Origin of the sequence: Streptomyces sp. NBC_00016, from assembly GCF_045040885.1 — a bacterium.
GTDB lineage: Bacteria > Actinomycetota > Actinomycetes > Streptomycetales > Streptomycetaceae > Streptomyces > Streptomyces coriariae.
The window spans coordinates 674,571-696,202 of the sequence record NZ_CP108304.1 but is presented as its reverse complement, the minus strand read 5'-3'; the positions used below and the strand labels follow the sequence as shown (position 1 = coordinate 696,202).

Sequence of the window (21,632 nt, the reverse complement as noted above, 5' to 3'; positions counted from 1 at the left end):
CCGGTCGTGCTCAGTAGGCGTCGCGTCGTCCCGTCGCCCCGCTCGGGGTGCCGGTGATCGTGAACTGCGAGCCCGGTTCGATGAGTACGTCACCCTGGGCCGAGCCGGTGATCGTCACACCGGACAGGGTGGCGCTGCCGCGGGCGCCGCTCATCGCGAGGATGCCGGAGCCGTTGTTGGACCTGTCGATGCGCACGTTCGTGATCTTCACGCCCGGCATCGCGCCGCCACCCGTCTTGAACTGGATGCCGTCGTACGTCGAGTCGTGGATCTCGGTGTCCCGGATGGTGACGCCCGGGATGTCCTGGCCCTGCGCGAACAGGGTGATCGCGCCGAACTCCTGGTCCTCGTTCCAGAACGCGCCGCCCGTGCGGTACAGGGCGTTGCCCGCGATCAGGGTCTCACCGGTGAAGGGCAGCGGGTCGTGGTCGGTGGCCAGCATGATGCCCGGGTAGTTCATGGTGTCGGAGACGACGTTGTTCTCGATGGTGTTGCCGTAACCGCCGTACACCGCGATGCCGTTGGCCCGCCAGGGCAGCTGGATCGTGTTGTTGCGGAAGTGGTTGTCGTGGCCGACGTCCACCGAGGTGTCCTTCACGTACTTGCTGGCCCACACGGCGAGCGCGTCGTCGCCGGTGTTGCGGAAGGAGGAGTTGTAGACGGTCGAGTTGCGGGTGCCGTTGGCGAAGTTGATGCCGTCGGCGTAGGTGTCGCGGATGCGTACCCCGGAGAACTCCAGCCCGTCGCCGGGGCCCCACAGCTCGGGGATGTTGGAGTAGTCGCGGCCGGCCCAGACACCGACGTTGGCGTGCTCGATCCACACGTTGGTGATCTTCGTGCCCTTGCCGAAGCGGCCGTTGAGGCCGACACCGCCCTCGGCGTTGCCGTCGCCCCCGCGGATGGTGCCCGAGCCGAAGATGGCGATGTCGGAGATCTGGGTGTTGGAGTCGATGTCGAAGCCGAAGTTGCCCTCGTGCGGGTGGTTGATGCCGCCCGCCTCCTGCGGCGGGGTCAGCGTGTACAGCTGGGAGTGCCACATGCCCGCGCCGCGGACGGTGACGTCCCGGATGCCCACCTGGTTGAACTGCCCCCGGTTCAGCGGGTCGTCGGTGAGGATCTTCTGCTCCTGACGCCACTGTCCGGCCGGGATCCACACACAGGAGATCTGGCCGTTCTGGTCGGCGGTGACCGCCCGCTGGATGGCGTCGGTGTCGTCGAGGCCGTCGTTCGGTACGGCGCCGTACTCCGTGATCGAGGTGCAGGCGGCCGGCTTGGAGGCGGCGGGAGCCACCTGCTCCAGGTCGACCAGGTCGATCACCTGGAAGGCGGCCGAGTCGCCCGCGTCGCGCTGGAGGCGGAACACGGTGCCCGCCGGATAGCTCTTCGACAGCAGCGCGTGTGACTCGTCGAACAGGCGCCGCGCGTCGCCGCCCGGCCGGTTGGTCAGTCCCTCGGGGTCGTCGGTGGTGCCGTACAGCCAGCTGTGCTTGGACGACAGGGACAGCTTCTGCACGAAGGCGCCGTCCGCGTACAGGCTGACGGTGGCGTCCGCGCCGCCGCCGGACGCGGAGTCCGGGACGGAGTTGCGCACCACGAGGGAGTTGGCCGCGTTCGTGGAGGTGAACTCCACGAACTGGCCGGTCGCGGTGAGCCGGACCGACCTGCGGCCGGAGGACTCGGTGGCGAAGTTGGTGTGTCCGAAGGTGCGTTGGGCGTCGGCGGTGAGGAGGGTGCCGGTGTACCGCCCGTCCTCCGCCTCGTACTCGGTGTAGGGCACGGCGGCACCGCGGCCGACCACCAGGGACTTGGTGAGGACGTTGTTGTTCTCGTTCGTCTCGGCGACGACCCCGGTGGCGTCGGCGGTCGCGGTGAGGGTCGCCCCGCCGGCGGTGGCTGTCCAGGTCCCGCTGATCGCCACGTTCACCGTGGCGTCGGGGGCCACCTGGCCGGTGGTGCCGTTGAGGGTGGTCGAGCCGGCCTGGACCCGGGTCACCGAGCCGGCCGGAGCGGCGCTGATCCCGCGGTTGTGCACGGCGACGGTGAAGGAGACGGCCTGGCCGACGGCCGGGTTGGCCGGGCTGGTGGTGATCGAGGCCACCTCCAGGTCGGGTCCGGGCGCCTGGGTGACGACCAGTCTGTTCGCGGACGTACGGCTGTTGTTGCTGTCGTCCAGCTCCGGGACGGTGTTCCGGGGGTCGACGACGGCCGACACGCCGTAACTGCCCGCAGCTCGGGTACCGGTGGCGACATCCACGGTCGCCGAGGCGCCCGGGTCGAGCGCCGGGACGGCGGCGCTGCCCACGACCGTGCCCTCCACGCTGACGTCGGCGGTGGTGGCCGCGGAGCGCGCGGTGCCCGCGTTGCGCACGGTGGCCTTGACGGTGACCGCGTCCCGCTCGCTGGGCGCGGCCGGCGTCCAGTCGAGCGTGGTGACCGTCAGGTCGGGCGCGGGGGCCGCGGTGCCCACGACCTGGAACTCGGCGACCTGCCCGCCGGGCGCACCGGAGTTGGCGGTGAAGTGCAGCCGCACGTCGGACCAGCGGCCGCTGACCGGGACGGTCACCGTGTTGCCGCTCGCCGGGCTGAAGGAGTACGACTTCGCGGCCGCCAGCGAGGTGAAGCCGCTCGCGGACTGCTGCCGGCCGAGGACCTGGATGGTCTGGGTGCGGGCGGCCCATACCGGGTCCGGGTTGAGCTTGACCACCACGCCGGTCACATCGGCGTCGGCCCCCAGCGCGACGGTGAGATCCGAGGGGTGACCGGCCGCCTCCCAGTAGGTGGAGACGGAGTCGTCGGTGGCGTTGGCGGCCACATAGGTCTGTGCGGTGGAGGTGGCCTCGACCGGCTTGTTGCGGGCCAGGTTGGTGCCGGTGGGCGGCGGGTCGCCCGGGTCCGTGCCGCCGTCCTCGCCGTACACCTCCAGCTCGGAGAGTTGCGCGGCGTTCCAGCCGGTGTTGCCGGAGACGTCGACGCGGACGTACCGCACGTCCGCGGGGGAGGCGAGGGCGACGGACACCGTGTTGGCCCGGTTCGGGTCGAACACTCGGACCGCCGAGGCCGCGAGAGTGCTGAAGCCGGAGCCGTCGCTGCTGCCCTGCAGCGAGAGGGTCTCGTTGCGGCTGCCCCAGCCGGTCGGGAGTTTGAGCACCACCCGGTCCACCTCCCGGGCCGCGCCGAGGTCGACCTGCGCCCACTGCGGGAAGGACCCTGCCGGGCCCTCCCAGTAGGAGGCCTGGACACCGTCGGTGAGGTTACGGGCGGGGTATTCGGCGTGCGCTCCGCCCGCCGTGGCGGGGCGGCCGAGGGCGAGGTTGACGTCGGCCGCGGCGGGAGCCGCCTGGGCGGGGGAGGCGAAGGCCAGCGGAAGCAGGCCGGTCGACAGGAGCCCGGCGACGACCGCGCCGGTCACGGGCCGACGGCCCGGTGGTCTCCAACTCATGAGGTCCTCTGTTCGGTAGGTGAACACGGGGGAGGGCACGGCGGGTCGGTCCCTGGAGGTGCGGGGAGACGGGGGAGGCGCGGGGAGGAGAGTGCGGGAGCGGCCCCGAGGGGCAGGCCCGAGGTGGGAAACACCGGCCGTGCACGCAAATTGAGTTGAACAGTCGATTCTTTGCGGAAAGTACGCCCATAGGTTTCTAGCGTGTCTCCGCTTTGTCAACGGTCCCGGCAGTGGCGGGAGTTGGCCACGCAAGCGGCTTGCGTTGCTTGCGGATCCGCTTGCGTCATCGTGAAAGCCCGCACGAAAGTCCCTGATCCCGGCCCATGGGCAGGTCGTCCAAGGGGTGAGCGGTCGGATCCACCGCTGTCCCGACGGTGGACGAACCCCTATCGGTCTGCAACTCTCTGAGCGATTCACGCAAAAGCGGTGCCCTGTCCCGCACATTGAGGCGTGTCCGGTGCACCGTCGAGCCGACCCATCCAGCAACCGCGTCCCTCCGCGCCACGGCGGACGGGACGGAGATCGGGGAGAGATGAGACCGAAGCGCAGGGGATGGCGGGCCATGGCCGCCGTCCTCACGACCAGCCTGCTGATGCTGGGCGCGTCGTCACTGACCGACGCCTCGGCGGCCGACGGCCCCAACCTCGCTGCCGGACGGCCCACCGCGGCCGCCAGCGCACACACCGAGTACGCCGCCCGCAACATCACCGACGGAGACCAGAGCTCCTACTGGCAGAGCGCGGGCGGTGACCTGCCGCAATGGGTCCAGGCCGACCTCGGCTCCACCGCCCGCGTCGACGAGGTCGTGCTGAAGCTGCCCGCGTCCTGGGAGACCCGCAGCCAGACCCTGTCCGTGCAGGGCAGCGCCGACGGCACCGGCTTCACCACCCTGAAGGCGTCCGCCGCCTACACCTTCAGCCCCGGCTCCGCCAACACCGTCACGGTGGCCTTCCCGGCCGGGCAGACCCGCTACGTACGGATCGAGATCACCGCCAACACCGGCTGGCAGGCCGCCCAGCTCTCGGAACTCGAGGTGCACGCGGCGGGCGAGTCCTCCACCGACCTCGCCCGCGGCCGCACCCTCACCGCGAGCAGCCACACCGAGACGTACGTGCCGTCCAACGCCGCGGACGGCAACAAGGCCAGCTACTGGGAGAGCCGCAACAACGAACTCCCGCAGTGGATCCGGGCCGACCTCGGCTCCTCGCTCGGCGTCAACCGGGTGGTGCTCAAGCTGCCCGACGGCTGGGGAGCCCGCACCCAGACCCTGAAGATCCAGGGCAGCGCCAACGGGACCGACTTCACCGACCTGACGGCGTCGAGGGCGTACCCGTTCGCCCCGGCCGACGGGAACACGGTGACGATCACCTTCGACACGGCCACCACGCGGTACGTCCAGGTCCTGGTCACCGCCAACACCGGTCAGCCGGCCGCCCAGTTGTCCGCGCTGGAGGTCTACGGCCCGGCGACGGGTGACACCCAGGCGCCCACCGCTCCCGCGAACCTGGCGTTCACCGAGCCCGCCGCCGGGCAGATCCGGCTGACCTGGAACGCCTCCGCCGACAACACCGCCGTCACCGGCTACGACGTCTACGCCGACAACGAACTGCTGACCTCGGTCGCCGGCAACGCCACCACGTACACCGACACCCGGCCCGCGAGCGCCACGGTCTCCTACTTCGTGCGCGCCAAGGACGCCGCCGGGAACGTCTCCGGCAACAGCAACACCGTCACCCGCCGCGGCGCGACGGGTGACACCCAGGCGCCCACCGCTCCCGCGAACCTGGCGTTCACCGAGCCCGCCGCCGGGCAGATCCGGCTGACCTGGAACGCCTCCACCGACAACACCGCCGTCACCGGCTACGAGGTGTACGCCAACAACACCCTGCTGACCACCGTCGCGGGCAACGTCACCACGTACACCGACAACCGCCCCGCCACCGTGACCGTGTCCTACGCGGTGCGGGCGAAGGACGCCGCCGGGAACGTCTCCGGCGACAGCAACTCCGTCACACGGACCGGCACGTCCGGCCCCGGCTCCAACCTCGCGGTCGGCAGGCCCATCACGGCCTCCTCGACCGTGCACACCTTCGTGGCCGAGAACGCCAACGACAACTCCACCAGCACCTACTGGGAGGGCTCCGGCCACCCCGCCACACTGACCGTGCAGCTCGGCGCCAACGCCGACGTCACCTCACTGGTCCTGCGCCTCAACCCGGACAGCTCCTGGGGCCCGCGCACCCAGACCGTCCAGGTGCTCGGGCGTGAGCAGTCCGCGAGCGGCTTCACCTCGCTGGTCGCCGCCAAGGAGTACGCCTTCAGCCCGGCGAGCGGCAACACGGTGACCATCCCGGTCGCCGCCCGCGTCGCCGATGTCCAGCTGCGGTTCACCGCCAACTCCGGTGCCCCGGCAGGGCAGATCGCCGAGTTCCAGGTGATCGGCACCGCCGCACCCAATCCCGATCTGCAGGTCACCTCGCTGACCGCCGCGCCGGTCTCGCCCGTCGAGTCGGACACCATCACCCTGTCCGCCACCGTCCGCAACAGCGGCGAGACCGCCGCGCCCGCCAGCAGCCTCGCGCTGCGGCTGAACGGCACCAAGGTCGCCAACGCCCCCGTCGGCGCCCTGGCCGCCGGCGCGCAGACCACCGTCAGCGCCTCGATCGGCGCCCGCGAGACGGGGACCTACCAGCTCAGCGCCGTCGCGGACGACGGCGGCACGGTCATCGAGCAGAACGAGACCAACAACACCTACACGGCGCCCACCGCGCTCACCGTGCGCCCGGTCAGCAGCTCCGACCTGGTCCCGGTGGTCACCACGTCCCCGTCCGGCCCGGCCGCGGGCGACACGGTCACCTTCCGCGTCGCCGTGCGCAACCAGGGCACCGTCACCTCGGCGAGCGGCGCCCACGCCCTCACCCTCACCCTGGTCGACTCCAAGGGGGCGACCGTCCGCACCGTGACCGGCTCCCACGACGGGGCGATCGCCGCCGGGGCCACCACCGCACCGATCACCCTCGGCACCTGGACCGCCGCCAACGGCACCTACACGGTGCGCGCCACGGTCGCGGCCGACGGCAACGAACTCCCCGTGAAACGGGAGAACAACACCGTCGAGCAGTCCCTCTTCGTAGGACGCGGCGCCAACATGCCCTACGACATGTACGAGGCGGAGGACGGCGCCACGGGCGGCGGCGCCACCACCGTCGGGCCCAACCGCACCGTCGGCGACCTCGCCGGCGAGGCGTCGGGGCGCAAGGCCGTCACCCTCGACAGCACCGGCCAGTACGTGGAGTTCACCACCCGGGCGGCCACCAACACCCTGGTGACCCGCTTCTCCATTCCCGATGCCGCGGGCGGCGGCGGCACCGACGCCACCTTGAACGTCTACGTCGACGGCACCCTCCGCAAGGCTCTGCCGCTCACCTCGCGGTACGCCTGGCTGTACGGCGCCGAGGCCTCGCCCGGCAACGCGCCGTCCGCGGGAGCCCCGCGCCACATCTACGACGAGGCGCACCTGATGCTGGGCGAGACCGTCCCGGCCGGTGCGAAGATCCGGCTCCAGAAGGACGCCGCCAACACCTCGCGCTACGCGATCGACTTCGTCAGCCTGGAGCAGGTCGCGCCCGTCGCCAACCCCGACCCGGCGGCGTACGCCGTCCCGGCCGGCTTCACCCACCAGGACGTGCAGAACGCCCTCGACCGGGTCCGTATGGACACCACCGGCAAGCTCACCGGTGTCTATCTGCCGCCGGGCGACTACCAGACCTCGTCCAAGTTCCAGGTGTACGGCAAGGCCGTGCAGGTGGTCGGCGCCGGACCCTGGTACACCCAGTTCCACGCCCCGGCCGGCCAGGAGAACACCGACGTCGGCTTCCGGGCCGAGGCGAGCGCCAAGGGCTCCGCGTTCCGCGGCTTCGCCTACTTCGGCAACTACACCTCGCGCATCGACGGGCCGGGCAAGGTGTTCGACTTCGCAGGCGTCTCGGACATCGTCATCGACAACACCTGGACCGAGCACATGGTCTGCCTGTACTGGGGCGCCAACACCGACCGGATGACGGTCAGCAACGCGCGCATCCGCGACACCTTCGCCGACGGCGTCAACATGACCAACGGGTCGACGGACAACCACGTCGTCAACAACGAGTCCCGCTCCTCCGGCGACGACAGCTTCGCGCTGTTCTCGGCCATCGACGCGGGCGGCGCCGACATGAAGGACAACGTCTACGAGAACCTGACCTCGCTGCTGACCTGGCGGGCCGCGGGCATCGCCGTGTACGGCGGCTACAACAACACCTTCCGCAACATCCACATCGCCGACACCCTGGTCTACTCCGGCATCACCATCAGCTCGCTGGACTTCGGCTATCCGATGAACGGCTTCGGCACGGACCCGACGACGGTGGAGAACGTCTCCGTGGTGCGCTCCGGCGGGCACTTCTGGGGCGCCCAGACCTTCCCCGGCATCTGGCTGTTCTCCGCGTCCAAGGTGTTCCAGGGCATCCGCGTCAACGACGTCGACATCGTCGACCCGACCTACTCCGGCATCATGTTCCAGACGCAGTACGTCGGCGGGCAGCCGGTGAACCCGATCAAGGACACGGTCCTCACCGACATCTCGATCACCGGAGCCCGCAAGAGCGGTGACGCCTACGACGCCAAGTCCGGCTTCGGACTGTGGGCGAACGAGCTGCCCGAGGCCGACCAGGGTCCGGCGGTCGGGGAGGTCACCTTCAACGGACTGCGTCTGAACGGCAACGCCGTGGACATCCGGAACACCACCTCCACCTTCAAGATCAACATCAATCCCTGAACGCCGGTCCGCAAGAGAGCCATGGATCCTGACGGAAACTGAACATTGTGGCCCTGGTTGGCGCAAGCCGTTTGCGCGGCTTGCGCTAGCCTTGCGCCCATGACGCGACGACTTGCTCAGGTTGCCAAGAAGGTAGGGGTCAGCGAAGCCACGGTCAGCCGGGTGCTCAACGGCAAGCCGGGGGTCTCCGAGACCACCCGTCAGTCGGTGCTGACGGCCTTGGATGTGCTCGGCTACGAGCGCCCCACCCAGCTGCGCGGCGAACGCGCCCGCCTGGTGGGACTCGTCCTGCCGGAGCTGCAGAACCCGATCTTCCCGCTGTTCGCCGAGGTCATCGGCGGCGCGCTGGCCCAGCAGGGGCTGACACCCGTGCTGTGCACCCAGACCAAGGGCGGCGTCTCCGAGGCGGACTACGTCGATCTCCTGCTTCAGCAGCACGTCTCCGGTGTGGTCTTCGCCGGAGGGCTGTTCGCGCAGGCCGACGCCCCGCACGACCACTACCGGCAGCTCGCCGAACGGCGCATCCCGGTGGTCCTGATCAATGCGCCCATAGAGGAGCTGGACTTCCCCTGTGTCTCCTGCGACGACGCCGTCGCGGTGGAACAGGCCTGGCGCCACCTCTCCCTGCTGGGCCACGAGCGCATCGGGCTCGTCCTCGGGCCCCGTGACCACATCCCCTCCCGGCGCAAGCTCGCCGCCGCCCAGGCCGCGGCCGAAGCGGCCGGCTCCCCGCTCCCCGAAGACCGGGTGGAGCGCTCGATGTTCTCGCTGGAAGGCGGCCAGGCGGCCACCTCACGGCTGCTGGACCGCGGGGTCACCGGCATCATCTGCGCCAGCGACCCCCTGGCCCTCGGCGCCATCAGGGCCGCCCGGCGGCGCGGCCTCGCGGTGCCCGAGCAGGTGTCCGTCGTCGGCTTCGACGACTCCGCCTTCATGAACTGCACGGAGCCCCCGCTGTCCACCGTGCGCCAGCCCATCGAGGCCATGGGGCGTGCCGCCGTGGACCTGCTGTGCACCCAGATCCAGGGCGGCGAAGTGCCGCCCGGTGAGCTGCTGTTCGAGCCCGAGCTGGTCGTGCGCGGCTCCACGGCCCAGGCGCCGCGCGACTGACGCGGACCGCCCGCCTCAGCACGCCCGCCCCATCGGCACGCCCCTCGCCTGCACCGCCCCTCGCGTACACCGCCCCTCGCCTGCACCGCCCTCGCGTACACCGACCGTCGCGTCATCGGCCGGCCCACGGACTCTCGTGGGCCGGCCGTGTCATGTCGTCGCCGGTCCGACGGTGCCCGTCCGGGAAGCGGTACGCAATGTTCCGTACTCGACACCGACTTGCAGGGAATCGCCGGGTGTCGGCCGCTCCATCTGCGTTGCTCTGTCAAGCAATTACGAAATCAGCGCGAGATATTGCGCAGTCTTGTTGGCGGTGATTGAGTGTGCGGCGCCCCACCTCGTACTAATGAGGGGGCGCCTTCCACGTTCATGCCCGAAGGGGACCACCCATGAGAAGAGCTCGGTTCCGCCGCACCCGCCGCGCCGGCGCGGTCACCCTCGTCTCCGCTCTCACACTGACGGCGCTCGCCGCCTGCGGCACGAGCAGCAGCGACGACGGCGACAACGGCGACGGGAACAGCACGAACGCCAACCCCGCCGCGCCGCTGGACCCCAAGACCAAGGTGACCATCACCATCGACTGCATGCCGCCGGCGGCCAAGAAGGCCGAGCTCAAGGAGTGGAACGAGGACGTCAAGGAGTTCAACAAGACGTACCCCGACGTCACCGTGCAGGGCCGCTCCACCCCGGGCCAGTGCCTGGAGCCGCCGCGGTTCACCGCGATGCTCAAGGCGAAGTCCCAACCGGACGTGTTCTACACCTACTTCACCGACCTCGACCAGGTCCTCGACAACGACGGCGCCCAGGACATCAGCGCCTACGTCAACGACAGGACCGTGCCGCTGCTGAAGGACATCGACCCGGACGTCCTCGGTTCGCTCAAGAAGGACGGCAAGCTCTACGGCCTGCCCACCAGCAACTACCGGATGGGCCTGCTCATCAACCGCTCGCTCTTCGAGCGGGCCGGCCTCGACCCCGACACCCCGCCCGCCACCTGGGAGGACGTCCGGGCGGCGGCGAAGAAGATCGCCGGACTCGGCGGCGGCGTGTCCGGCTTCGGCGAGTACAGCGCCGGCAACACCGGCGGCTGGCACTTCACCGCGCAGATGTACAGCCTCGGCGGTGAGGTCGTCGACTCCTCCGGCACGAAGGCCGCGTTCAACGACGCGATCGGCAAGCAGGTCGCCCAGAACCTCCACGCGATGCGCTGGGAGGACGACGCCATGGGCAAGACCCAGCTGCTGAAGTGGGGTGACCTGCAGAAGCAGATCGCCACCGACAAGCTCGGCATGTTCCTCGCCGCGCCCGACGACGTGACGTACATGGTCCAGCAACTCGGCGCCAAGTACGAGAACTTCGGTATGGGCCCGATCCCCGGCGGCAAGAACACCCTCGCCGGCGGCAACAACTACATGATCAAGAAGGGCATCTCACCCGACAAGGTCAAGGCCGCGATCGCCTGGCTCAACTTCAAGTTCACCACCGTCGGCAAGGGACAGTACGACTGGGAGCGCACCAAGGCCGACAGCCTCCCCGTCGGACTCCCGCAGCCCAACCTGTGGCTGAACGACAGCAAGACCAAGGACGACGCCGCCCGTCAGCAGTTCGCCACCATGCCGGTGCAGAACTTCAAGGCCTTCATGGACAACCCGGTCCCGGGCAAGGCCGAGCCGCCGAAGGCGCAGGAGATCTACAAGGTCCTCGACAACGTGATGTCCGGCATCCTCACCAACAAGGACGCCGACATCGACAAGCTCCTGTCGACCGCGGAGACCCAGGTGAACCAGGTCCTCGCCAACCAGTGACCCCCGCGGGGCCGGGCGGTCTCCCGCCGCCCGGCTCGCGAGCGCGCCCCCGACCGGCGGGCCAGGCGCCCGTCCGCCCACGTCACGCATCCGGACCGTCCCGTCCGGCGACACCGCAGTCCGACCGAGGAGCACCCATGTCGGCCCCCACCCTCACCCAGGACCCGGCGGCCAAGGAACGCCGTCCCCGCCGGCCGCGTGCCGGCACCGTCCGGCCCCCGGCCGGAGGCCTCGGCAAGGCCCTGCGCCGCAATGTCACCGCCCACGGATTCCTCATCGGCGCGGTGCTCTGCTTCGCCTTCTTCTCCTGGTACCCGATCGTCCGCGAGTTCCTGCTGGCCTTCCAGAAGACCGAGGACGGCCAGGTCAGCTGGACCGGCTGGGACAACTTCGTCACCATCTGGAACGACCCCGCCTTCGGCCAGGCCTGGCGCAACACCCTCTGGTTCACGGCCCTGGCCCTCGTCCTGGGCTTCGCCGTCCCCTTCGTCACGGCCCTCGTCATCAACGAGTTCCGGCACGGCCAGGGCTATCTGCGACTTCTGGTCTACCTGCCCGTCATGCTGCCGCCCACCGCCTCGGTACTGCTCTTCAAGTACCTGTACGACCCCGGGTACGGCATGTTCAACGAGGTGCTGGGCGTCTTCGGCGTACCCGCCCAGCAGTGGCTCCAGGACCCCGACACCGCGATGCTCTCCGTCGTCGTCGCCTCCACCTGGATGAACATGGGCGGCGCGACCCTCATCTACCTGGCCGCGCTCCAGAGCGTCCCGGGTGAACTGTACGAGGCCGCCGAACTCGACGGGGCCGGCCTGCTGCGCAAGGTGTGGCACGTGACGATCCCGCAGACCCGGCTGATCCTGGCGCTGATGCTGCTCATGCAGATCATCGCCACGATGCAGGTCTTCATCGAGCCCTTCCTGCTGACCGGCGGCGCCGGCCCCGAGGGGTCCACCACGACCGTCGTCTACCTGATCTACCAGTACGCCTTCAACTTCAACAACTACGGTGCCGCGGCGGCGCTCGGCCTGATCCTGCTCGTCACGCTGGCCGTCTTCTCGGCCGTGTACGCCAGGCTCAACCGCGCCACCGAAGAGTAGGACCGGGGGAGACACGGACATGTCCACACGCACGCTCATCTCGCCCGCCGCCCTCGCCCGCCCGCGCGGCAGGCTGCTGTACTGGCTGTGCTTCGCGCTCGTCGTCGTCCTGTTCACGCTGGCCTTCCTCGGCCCGCTCTACTGGATGGTGTCCGGCGGGCTCAAGACCACCCAGGAAGCCGTCCAGACACCCCCGACCTGGGTGCCCGGCTCCGTCCACCCGGAGAACTACCAGCGGGCCTGGGAGGTGATGGACCTCGCCCGCCTGCTCCTGAACACCCTGTACTACGCGTTCGGCGCGCTCGCCTTCCAGCTGGTGCTGGACGTCGCCGCCGCCTACTCCCTGTCCAAGCTGCGGCCCGTCCTGGGCAAGGCGATCCTCGGGCTGATGCTTGTCACCCTGATGATCCCGGCGACCGTCCTCGTCGTCCCGCAGTACCTCACCGTGCTGGACATGCCGATCGTCGAGCGCAACCTGCTCAACTCGCCCTGGGCGATCTGGCTTCCCTCGGTGACCAACGCCTTCAACATCTTCCTGCTGAAGCGGTTCTTCGACTCCATCCCCAAGGAACTCCTGGACGCGGCCTCCATGGACGGCGCGGGTCCGCTGCGCGTCCTGTGGTCGGTCGTCCTGCCGATCTCCCGGCCCATCCTCGGCGTGGTGTCGATCTTCGCGGTCGTCGGTGTCTGGAAGGACTTCCTCTGGCCGATGCTGGTGCTGCCCGACCCCACCGGCCAGACCCTCGCCGTCGGCATCTACTCGCTCGCCACCAGCGTGCCCGAGAATGTCCTGATCGCCGCCCTCACCATCGCGTCCCTGCCGACCCTGCTGCTGTTCCTTCTCTTCCAGCGCAACATCATGAGCGGACTGACCGCGGGCGGCCTCAAGGGCTGAATCCGACCTGACTGCCCGGCACCGGCGTTCCCCCGCTCCTCCCGCCGGCCGTGGGTGCCGCGCCCGCCCGGCCCGTCGGCACCCCTTCCGACCCTCCGCCGCCGCCCCGTATTCGACGCCCCGCTGTCCGGGGCGGCGGCTGAGAACCACCCCTGCCCCGAAAGGACCGTCACGTGGCAGCCCCGCACCCCGACAGGACCCTCGCCCCCTCGGACGACTGGTGGCGTGGCGCTGCCATCTACCAGGTGTATCCCCGCAGTTTCGCCGACGGAGACGGCGACGGCACCGGGGACCTGGCGGGCGTACGGGCGAGACTGCCCTATCTCGCCGAACTGGGCGTCGACGCCATCTGGTTCACCCCCTGGTACCTCTCCCCGCTCGCCGACGGCGGCTACGACGTCGCCGACTACCGCACCATCGACCCCGCCTTCGGCACCCTCGACGAGGCCGAGAAGCTGATCGGAGAGGCCCGGGCCCTCGGCATCCGCACCATCGTCGACATCGTCCCCAACCACGTCTCCGACCAGCACCCCTGGTTCCGGGCCGCGCTCGCCGCCGGACCCGGCAGCCCCGAGCGCAAGCTGTTCCACTTCCGCCCCGGACGCGGTGAGCAGGGCGAACTGCCGCCCAACGACTGGCCGTCGCAGTTCGCAGGCCGGACCTGGACCCGGGTCGAGGACGGCGAGTGGTACCTGCACCTGTTCACCCCCCAGCAGCCCGACCTCAACTGGGCCCACCCGGCGGTCCGCGAGGAGCACGAGGACGTCCTGCGCTTCTGGTTCGAGCGGGGCGTGGCCGGCGTCCGCATCGACTCGGCCGCCCTGCCCGCCAAGGACCCCGACCTGCCGGACTTCGTCGAGGGCCGCGACCCCCACCCGTACATCGACCGCGACGAACTGCACGAGATCTACCGCTCCTGGCGGAGCGTCGCCGACGCCCACGACGGTGTCTTCGTCGGCGAGGTCTGGCTGCCGGACGCCGAGCGCTTCGCCCGCTACCTGCGCCCCGACGAGCTGCACACCGCCTTCAACTTCAACTTCCTGGCCTGCCCCTGGGACGCGGACCGGCTGCGCGCGGCCATCGACGACACCCTGGCCGAGCACGCCCCGGTCGGCGCGCCCGCCACCTGGGTGCTGTGCAACCACGACGTGACCCGCACGGTCACCCGCTACGGCCGTGCGGACACCGGATTCGACTTCGCGACCAAGGAGTACGGCACTCCGACCGACCTGGCGCTCGGCACCCGCCGGGCCCGCGCCGCCGCCCTCCTCACCCTCGCCCTGCCCGGCTCCGTCTACCTCTACCAGGGCGAGGAACTCGGCCTGCCCGAGGCGGACATCCCACGCGAGCGCATCCAGGACCCGATGCACTTCCGCTCCGCCGGCGCCGACCCGGGCCGCGACGGCTGCCGGGTCCCGCTGCCGTGGACCGCCGACGCCCCGTACGCGGGCTTCGGTTCGCGCGCCGAGCCCTGGCTGCCGCAACCCGCGGGCTGGTCGGCGTACGCGGCCGACCTCCAGGCCGCCGACCCCGGCTCGATGCTGGTCCTCTACCGCTCGGCGCTGCGGCTGCGCCGTACCGAGGCGGGCCTCGGCGACGGCCCGCTGGAGTGGCTGGCCGCCCCCGCCGGGGTCCTCGCGTTCCGCCGGGCGCCCGGCCTGGTCTGCGTGGTCAACCTGGCCGCAGCCCCGGCCACTCTTCCCGAGCATGATCACATCCTGCTCGCCAGCGGACCCCTGGACGCCGAGGGCCGACTGCCGGGCGACACCGCGATCTGGCTGCGCGCATGAGCGACCCGCACACCCTCACCGTGTCGGGGTCGGGGTCGGGGTCTTCCCGCCGTCGGCCCGGCGCCGCGGGGGAGAAGAGTCGCGGGGGAGAGGAGCCGCTGCCGCGATGATGACCGCCGAGGACGTGCTGTCCGTGCTGGCGCTGCTGCGGCGCGCGGGCGCCGACGCCTGGATCGGGGGCGGCTGGGGCATCGACGCCCTGGTGGGGGAGCAGACCCGCGGCCACCGGGACCTGGACCTGATGCACCGCCTTGACCAGGAGCCCGACGTGGTGGCCGCCCTGGCGGCGGCCGGATTCACCGAGACCCTGGACCGGCGGCCCGTGCGGTTCGTCGTCACGGATGCCGCCGGACGGGAGATCGACCTCCACCCGCTGGTGTTCGCCGCCGACGGCTCCGCCATCCAGGCGTCCTTCGACCCCGACCGGCCGTTCCCCTACCCGGCCTCCTGCTTCGTGACCGGCACCATCGGCACGAGCACGGTCCCGTGCCTCTCCGCCGATCAACAGGTCTACTTCCACCAGGGCTACGAGCCGACCGGACGCGACCTGCACGACATGGGGCTCCTGCGCAGGAGGTTCGGCATCGCCACCCACTTCGACCCTTGAGGCAGGATCGGCGGGGGAGCGCCGCCGACATGGGCGCCCTGGAGTCGCGTGGCGCGCCCGGCTCCCCTGTCCCGACCGGGCCCGCCGTCGCCGGGCCCGCCGTCCCCTCCCCGCGCCCGACGGCGCGGCCCGGGTGGATCAGGACTGGCGGGAGTGCAGGGGGTCATGGGCGACCTCGTCCGGGCACGTCTCGTGCGGCCGCCGCGTCTGCCGGTCGCGCCGCCAGTCGACGGTCGCGAGGGCCAGCGACGCTCCCATCCCCGCCAGGGCGGCGACCAGCGCGACGGTGAGGGCGGCGCGGTAGTCGTCTCCCTCACCGAGTGCCAGGTAGTACAGGCCGGGCAGGGCCGCGGTGCCCACCGCGGCGCCGAGGCGTTGACCGGTCTGGAGGGCGCCGCCCGCCGCGCCCGCCATCCGCACCGGCACCTCCCGCAGGGTCATGGTGATGTTCGGTGAGACCACGAAGCCGCCGCCGATGCCGCCGAGGAAGAGCAGCGGTGCGGCTGCCCAGGGGGCGATGCCGAGGGGTGCGAAGCGGAGCAGCAGCGCGGCACCGCCCAGGCCGGTGATCACGCCCGTGAGGCCGCACACGGTGAGCAGGCGGCCGAACCGGTCCACGAGTCTGCCGGCGACGACGGCCGCGCTCGCCGATCCGATGGCGAAGGGTGTCACTGCGAGGCCGGACCGCAGCGGCGAGAAGCCGAGCCCGCCCTGGTAGAAGAGGGCGAAGACCAGCCAGACCCCGCTGAAGCCGATGAAGTACAGGGTGCCGACCCCGGCGCCGACGGCGTAGCCGCGCACGGTGGTGAACAGGCGAGGATCGAGCAGTGGCTGGGCGTCCCGGGCGACGAGACGGCGCTGCCACCGCACAAAGACGCCGAGCAGTGCGGCGCCGAGGAGGAACAGCCACCACAGGCGGCCCAGCCCGCCGGAGTCCGCCTGGACCAGCGGATACATGAGCGCGAGGACGCCGAGACCGAGGAGCAGCACGCCGGGCACGTCCACGTGTCCCCGGCCGGACGGCTGGGTGCGGGGCAGTAGCCGGCGGCCGAGCAGGACGGCGAGAATGCCGATGGGGACGTTGACGTAGAAGATCCAGCGCCAGCCCTCGGAGCCGGAGGCCAGCGCGAGGATGGCGCCGCCGGTGAGCGGGCCGACGGCGGAGGAGATGCCGACGGTGGCGCCGAAGAATCCGAAGGCCCGTCCGCGCTCGGCGCCCCGGAACATCTGCTGGATGAGCGCGGAGTTCTGCGGAGCCATGAAGCCGGCCGCCAGCCCCTGGGCGAGGCGGGCCACCACCAGCCAGGTGATGTCGGGGGCGGCGCCGCAGGCAGCGCTGAAGACCACGAAGCTGCTCAGGGCCAGCAGGAAGATGCGGCGGCGGTCGAGGGCGTCACCGAGGCGGCCCGCGGTGACCAGGGCGAGGGCGAAGGTGAGGGCATACCCGGAGACCACCCATTGCACCTGGGCGGCGGAAGCGTGCAGCTCGCGCTGGACGGTGGGCAGGGCCACCGCCACGATCGTCACGTCCAGCAGGCTCATGAATCCGGCCACCAGGGTGACCCAGAGAGCCCGCCACCGGTTCGGGTCCTGTTCGGAACCGCTCTCCTGAGCGAACGGACTTCCGTTCTTCGCCGACGCCGTCACAGAGCCTCCTCTCGCCGGGCCGCGTCCGAGAACACCTGGTCATGCGGTGCAGGCGCCCCGTTGTGCCCCCGGTACCCCCTGCGCCGTCGTACCGGCACCCTGCTCGCCCCGCTGTGTCCTGAGTGAATTCTGAGCAGCATCGATCCTCCGGCGCACACCGGAGCTACTGCCCCGGATCGCCCGGGGTGCACAAACGCAGGACGCCACGGTCGCCGCTGCCCGGCCCGACGGGGCACGGGGCCGGCCCGGGGCTAAGGGCCGAGCACGCCACGTGCGGCGGTGAACAGGCGGGCGCAGCGCTCCGTCATGGCGTCCGCCGACTCGTCGGGATGGTTGATCCACCAGCGGATCAGGGCGGTGGCAAGGCCCCGCCAGGCATGGCTGAGAGCGTCGGCGTCCAGGGCGTCGAAGGATTCGGCTGCCAGGAGTACATCGGCGGTGCCCATGGCCGCGCACTCGTCGATGGCGGCACGGTATCGCCGCGCACGGCGGGCCGCCTCGCTGTCCGCGGGGACCGAGGTGTCATAGAGGACGAACCACGCCTCCCGTCGTCCGTCGAGAGCGGTGAAGACGCCGTGCATGACCCGCAGCGGTGTGGACGGTGCGACCGCCCGCGCCGGGTCGGCCTCCTCGGAAGGGCTCTCCCTCGCCTCCTCCTCGCCTGCCGAGCCCTCGCCGGCCGTGTCGTGCATGGCCGTGTCGTGCATGGCGGCCCGGATGGCCGACAGGATCCGGTCGGCGGCCGGGACGAGGCAGGCGAGGTACAGGTCGTGCTTGGCGCCGAAGTACTGGTGCAGCAGCGTCTTGGTGACACCGACGCGGGCCGCGACGGCGGCGAGGGAGGTGCCTTCGTAACCGTTGCGCCCGAACTCCTCGGTCGCGGCGGCGAGGATCTGCTGCTCGCGCCGGGCCCGCGGGACGCCTTTGGTGCCTGCTCGTGCAGAAGGGGTTGTCACGGATCGAATTTACCATAGGGTAATTTACCGATTGGTAAGTTCTACGAGGGAGCCTGCCCATGTCCGGCACCACCGCACCGCGCAGCACCCGCGACCGATCCTGGTGGGGCTGGGGCTGGGCCGACGCCCACCCGGACGACGCCGAGTGCGGCGCCCTGGGAGCCCTGGTCCCCGGCACTCTGGCGCGGCCGCTGCCCGTGCCCGAGGTGGCCGATCTGCACATCGGCAGTCCTGCCGTCCAGGCGCCCCGTAGCCTCGCGCCCCTCGTGACCTACGACCCCCGACCCCGTGCCGCCCACGCCATGGGCAAGGCCTACCGCGACGTCGCGCGCGCCCTGCGCGGCCGACCGGGCCGGATCCCCGACCTCGTCGCCCACCCGACCTGTGACCGGCACGTGGCCGACCTCCTGGAGTGGGCCGCCGAGCGCGAAGTCGCCGTCATCCCCTACGGCGGCGGCTCGTCGGTCGTCGGCGGCGTGGAATACCGGGGGCAGGCCCACCGTGCCGTGCTGTCCCTGGACCTGACGGCCATGGACCGGATCCTGGAGATCGACACCGTCAGCCGCGCCGCCCGCATCCAGGCCGGAATCCTCGGCCCCGCACTCGAAGCCCGGCTCCGCCCGCACGACCTGACGCTGCGTCATTTTCCGCAGAGCTTCGAGTTCTCCACCCTGGGCGGATGGCTGGCGACCCGCGCGGGCGGCCACTACGCCACCGTGCACACCCACATCGACGACTTCGCCCAGTCCCTGAGCGTGGTCACGCCCGCCGGCACCAGTGCGTCCTGGAGGCTGCCCGCCTCCGGAGCCGGCCCCTCGCCCGACCGCCTCTTCCTCGGCTCCGAAGGCTCCCTGGGCGTCATCACCGAGGCATGGATGCGCTTGCAGGAACGTCCCCGGTACAAGGCCTCGGCCTCGGTGTCCTTCGCCGACCTCCACGCCGCGCTGCCCGCGGTCCGCGCGCTCGCGCAGTCCGACCTCGCGCCCGCCAACTGCCGTCTCCTGGATCCCGGCGAGGCCGCTCTGTCCGGCGCCGCGCGGGACGGCCGTGCCGTGCTCGTCCTCGGCTTCGAGTCCCCGACGGCGCCCGTGGACGAGCGCCTCGGCCAGGCACTGGACCTGGCCCGCGCCCACGGCGGGCGCCCCGACCCCGACCCCGCCGGCTCGCGTGCGTCCGAGGATTCGGCCGTCGGCGCGTGGCGCTCGGCCTTCCTGCGCATGCCGTATCTGCGGGACGGGCTCGCCCGCATGGGAGCCGTCGCCGAGACCTTCGAGACAGCCACCACATGGGACCGGCTGCCCGCTCTGATCGACGCGGTCCGGCAGGAGGTCGGTGCCGCCGCACTCAGGGCCACCGGGCACCCCGCGATGGTCAACTGCCGCCTCACGCACGTCTATCCCGACGGCGCCGCGCCCTACTTCACCGTGATCGCCGGTGGACGTCCCGGCGACGAGGTCGCGGTCTGGGACGACCTCAAGGCCGTCGCGAGCGACGTCCTCCATCGCCACCGCGCCACCATCACCCACCACCACGCGGTCGGCCGCGACCACCGCCCCCACTACGACCTGCAGCGCCCGGACCCCTTCGCCCTGGCCCTGCACGCGGTGAAGCAGGCCCTCGACCCACAGGGCGTCCTCAACCCCGGTGTCCTCGTGGGTGATTGACCGCACCGCGAGCGACGGGCCGGTGCGGCGGGGTCGCGGCTGCACGGCGTTCCGCCCCGGTAGCTCGATGCCGAGGCGCCGGCCGTGAAGGGCCGGCGCCTCGGGGTCGGTGTCGGAACCGTCAGCGCACGGCGCCGACGCGTTCGACGCGCTCGTCGACGCCGTTGCGGAGCTCATTCAGGGTGGTGCCGGGCGGGGCCACCTTCGGTGTCGAGGAAGGCGGCTGGGTCTCGTCCGCGCAGGTCTTGCCCTTGGCCGGGACCTTCAGGTCGACCAGGTAGGCGATGACCGCGTCCGTCGCGCAGGCGCTCCGCCCGAACGCGGTGTGCCCCTCCGCCTCGAACGTCAGCAGCGAGGCGTTGTCGAGCTGTCGCGACAGCGCCACCGCGTCCTGGTAGGGGGTGTCCGGGTCGCCGGTGGTGCCGAGGACCAGGATCGGTGCCGAGCCCTTGGCCCGGTAGGAGCCGTCGTAGCGGCTGACCCGCTCGCCGGTCCACTGGACGCAGGCGGTGGCGTGCTGGTGGTCGTACGTCGGCGGACCGTACGCCATCGCGGGGCCGAGCAGCGGTGCGGCCTTCGCGTTCGCCGTGACGTTCCGCTTCAGTCGACGCAGATCGCGCGGGTAGTCCCGGTCGACGCACTCGACGGCCACGTTCGGGCCGAGGAAGTCGAAGCTCGCCGGGGACGGCGGCCGCAGCAAGAAGGAAGTGTTGTCCCGCAGTTGGGCCTTGCGCAGCGCCTCACCGAACGAGGGCCAGATGACCTTGCCCTCGTTGATGTTGAACATCAGCCGGTAGACCAGCGTGTAGCCGTTGGCCCGGCCGCCGTTCGCGGTCGGTACGGGATCGGCGTCCAGGTCGGCCTTCAGCTTCTCGAACGCCCCGCGCGGGTCGCCGTCGCCGAACCCGCAGGTCGCCTGATCGGCGGCGCACCAGTCGAGGAAGCGGCCCATCGCGCCGTCCAGCGCCAGGTACTGCGGCCGGTCGTAGGCGTACGGGCGGTTCGCGTAGTGGTCCGGGTCGTAGGCGCCGTCGAGCGTCAGTGCCCGCACCCGCTTCGGGAACATGGCCGCGTAGACGGTCCCGATGTACGACCCGAACGACCGCCCGTAGTACGTGAGTTGCTGCTCGCCGAGCGCCTGACGCAGCAGGTCGATGTCCCGGGCGACGTACTCGGTGCCGATGTACGGCAGCAGCTCGCCCGCGTTGTCCTCACAGGCCTGGTCGAACTCGGCGGCCTCCTGCAGCGCCGGCCCGTAGGCGTCCGGCCCGGGGACGCCCTTCGCCTGCGTGACCGCCTGGGTGTACCGCGCGTCGTCGAAGCAGGTCAGCGCCGAACTGCGCCCGACACCACGCACGTCGTAGCCGAAGACGTCGAACGAGTCGCGGAGGGCGGCCGGCAGGTCCGCGTAGTTGTTGCGCACGAAGTCCACGCCGGAGTTGCCGGGCCCGCCCGGCTGCATGAAGAGCGTGCCCTTGCGCTTCGTGCTGTCCGCGGCCTTCTTCCGGACCACCGCGAGGGTGATGGTCCTGCCCTGCGGCTCGCGGTAGTCGAGCGGCACGTCGGCGTTCGCGCACTCGAATCCGCCCTGGCAGTCGCTCCAGGTGAGCGACGGCACGGGCGGGGTCTTGGATGTCTCCGGTCCGGCCGTCGCCCGAGTCGCCGTCCCCGTCCCGGCGACCACGAGTGCCGTCAACGCGGCTCCGAGGACGCCGAGTCGCCCGAAGCGTCTCGGTATGCGGTGTGGAGTTGTCATGGTGTCCTTCCCCCTGGGCTGCTGTGTGGCCGGGTGCTCACGGGTCA

12 protein-coding genes are annotated in these 21,632 nt (G+C 71.1%); 8 read left to right on the top strand and 4 right to left on the bottom strand.

Annotation, left to right across the window (positions count from 1 at the left end; genetic code table 11):
- Positions 1-10: 10 nt before the first annotated feature.
- Positions 11-3,439 (bottom strand): CARDB domain-containing protein, encoded by a 3,429-nt coding sequence (locus OG933_RS03220; RefSeq protein ID WP_405625217.1) that lies wholly within the window; start codon positions 3,437-3,439, stop codon positions 11-13.
- Positions 3,440-3,971: 532 nt separating this feature from the next.
- Here OG933_RS03220 and OG933_RS03215 point away from each other — a divergent pair.
- The 7 genes from OG933_RS03215 (at position 3,972) to OG933_RS03185 (ending at position 15,562) form a co-directional block, all read left to right on the top strand.
- On the top strand, positions 3,972-8,255 hold the full coding sequence (locus OG933_RS03215) for a discoidin domain-containing protein (protein ID WP_405625216.1): 4,284 nt from the start codon (positions 3,972-3,974) through the stop codon (positions 8,253-8,255).
- 99 nt (positions 8,256-8,354) lie between these two features.
- The gene (locus OG933_RS03210; protein WP_362532984.1) at positions 8,355-9,365 is read left to right on the top strand and encodes a LacI family DNA-binding transcriptional regulator; all 1,011 of its coding nucleotides are present in this window, start codon (positions 8,355-8,357) and stop codon (positions 9,363-9,365) included.
- Positions 9,366-9,754: 389 nt separating this feature from the next.
- A complete protein-coding gene (locus OG933_RS03205; protein WP_405625214.1) occupies positions 9,755-11,170 on the top strand; it encodes an ABC transporter substrate-binding protein in 1,416 nt (471 codons plus the stop codon).
- A 137-nt stretch (positions 11,171-11,307) separates the two neighbouring features.
- Complete coding sequence (locus tag OG933_RS03200) at positions 11,308-12,270, top strand: sugar ABC transporter permease (protein WP_362532978.1); 963 nt, start codon at positions 11,308-11,310, stop codon at positions 12,268-12,270.
- Positions 12,271-12,289: 19 nt separating this feature from the next.
- Complete coding sequence (locus OG933_RS03195; protein WP_362532976.1) at positions 12,290-13,165, top strand: carbohydrate ABC transporter permease; 876 nt, start codon at positions 12,290-12,292, stop codon at positions 13,163-13,165.
- A 173-nt stretch (positions 13,166-13,338) separates the two neighbouring features.
- Positions 13,339-14,955 carry a glycoside hydrolase family 13 protein gene (locus tag OG933_RS03190; RefSeq protein ID WP_405625211.1) on the top strand — a complete coding sequence of 539 codons (1,617 nt, stop codon included), beginning with the start codon at positions 13,339-13,341 and terminating at the stop codon, positions 14,953-14,955.
- A 106-nt stretch (positions 14,956-15,061) separates the two neighbouring features.
- On the top strand, positions 15,062-15,562 hold the full coding sequence (locus tag OG933_RS03185) for a nucleotidyltransferase domain-containing protein (protein ID WP_405625209.1): 501 nt from the start codon (positions 15,062-15,064) through the stop codon (positions 15,560-15,562).
- Between the two features lie 138 nt (positions 15,563-15,700).
- Here OG933_RS03185 and OG933_RS03180 read toward each other — a convergent pair whose 3' ends face one another.
- A complete protein-coding gene (locus OG933_RS03180) occupies positions 15,701-17,209 on the bottom strand; it encodes an MFS transporter (protein WP_362532967.1) in 1,509 nt (502 codons plus the stop codon).
- A 251-nt stretch (positions 17,210-17,460) separates the two neighbouring features.
- Complete coding sequence (locus OG933_RS03175; protein ID WP_405625206.1) at positions 17,461-18,165, bottom strand: TetR/AcrR family transcriptional regulator; 705 nt, start codon at positions 18,163-18,165, stop codon at positions 17,461-17,463.
- A gap of 59 nt (positions 18,166-18,224) precedes the next feature.
- Between OG933_RS03175 and OG933_RS03170 the strand changes: the two genes are divergently transcribed.
- Positions 18,225-19,829, top strand: a complete 1,605-nt coding sequence (locus OG933_RS03170) for an FAD-binding oxidoreductase (RefSeq protein ID WP_405625203.1) — start codon at positions 18,225-18,227, stop codon at positions 19,827-19,829.
- Positions 19,830-19,950: 121 nt separating this feature from the next.
- Here the strand turns inward: OG933_RS03170 and OG933_RS03165 are convergent, their stop codons facing one another.
- Positions 19,951-21,585, bottom strand: coding sequence for an alpha/beta hydrolase (locus OG933_RS03165; RefSeq protein WP_362532957.1), 1,635 nt, complete (start codon positions 21,583-21,585; stop codon positions 19,951-19,953).
- Positions 21,586-21,632: the final 47 nt, after the last annotated feature.

What these genes read in the sequence shown, in the direction of transcription:
- OG933_RS03220 (WP_405625217.1), bottom strand. Translation starts at nt 3,439, where the DNA reads ATGAGTTGGAGACCACCGGGCCGTCGGCCCGTGACCGGCGCGGTCGTC.
- OG933_RS03215 (WP_405625216.1), top strand. Translation starts at nt 3,972, where the DNA reads ATGAGACCGAAGCGCAGGGGATGGCGGGCCATGGCCGCCGTCCTCACG.
- OG933_RS03210 (WP_362532984.1), top strand. Translation starts at nt 8,355, where the DNA reads ATGACGCGACGACTTGCTCAGGTTGCCAAGAAGGTAGGGGTCAGCGAA.
- OG933_RS03205 (WP_405625214.1), top strand. Translation starts at nt 9,755, where the DNA reads ATGAGAAGAGCTCGGTTCCGCCGCACCCGCCGCGCCGGCGCGGTCACC.
- OG933_RS03200 (WP_362532978.1), top strand. Translation starts at nt 11,308, where the DNA reads ATGTCGGCCCCCACCCTCACCCAGGACCCGGCGGCCAAGGAACGCCGT.
- OG933_RS03195 (WP_362532976.1), top strand. Translation starts at nt 12,290, where the DNA reads ATGTCCACACGCACGCTCATCTCGCCCGCCGCCCTCGCCCGCCCGCGC.
- OG933_RS03185 (WP_405625209.1), top strand. Translation starts at nt 15,062, where the DNA reads ATGATGACCGCCGAGGACGTGCTGTCCGTGCTGGCGCTGCTGCGGCGC.
- OG933_RS03170 (WP_405625203.1), top strand. Translation starts at nt 18,225, where the DNA reads ATGTCCGGCACCACCGCACCGCGCAGCACCCGCGACCGATCCTGGTGG.
- OG933_RS03165 (WP_362532957.1), bottom strand. Translation starts at nt 21,585, where the DNA reads ATGACAACTCCACACCGCATACCGAGACGCTTCGGGCGACTCGGCGTC.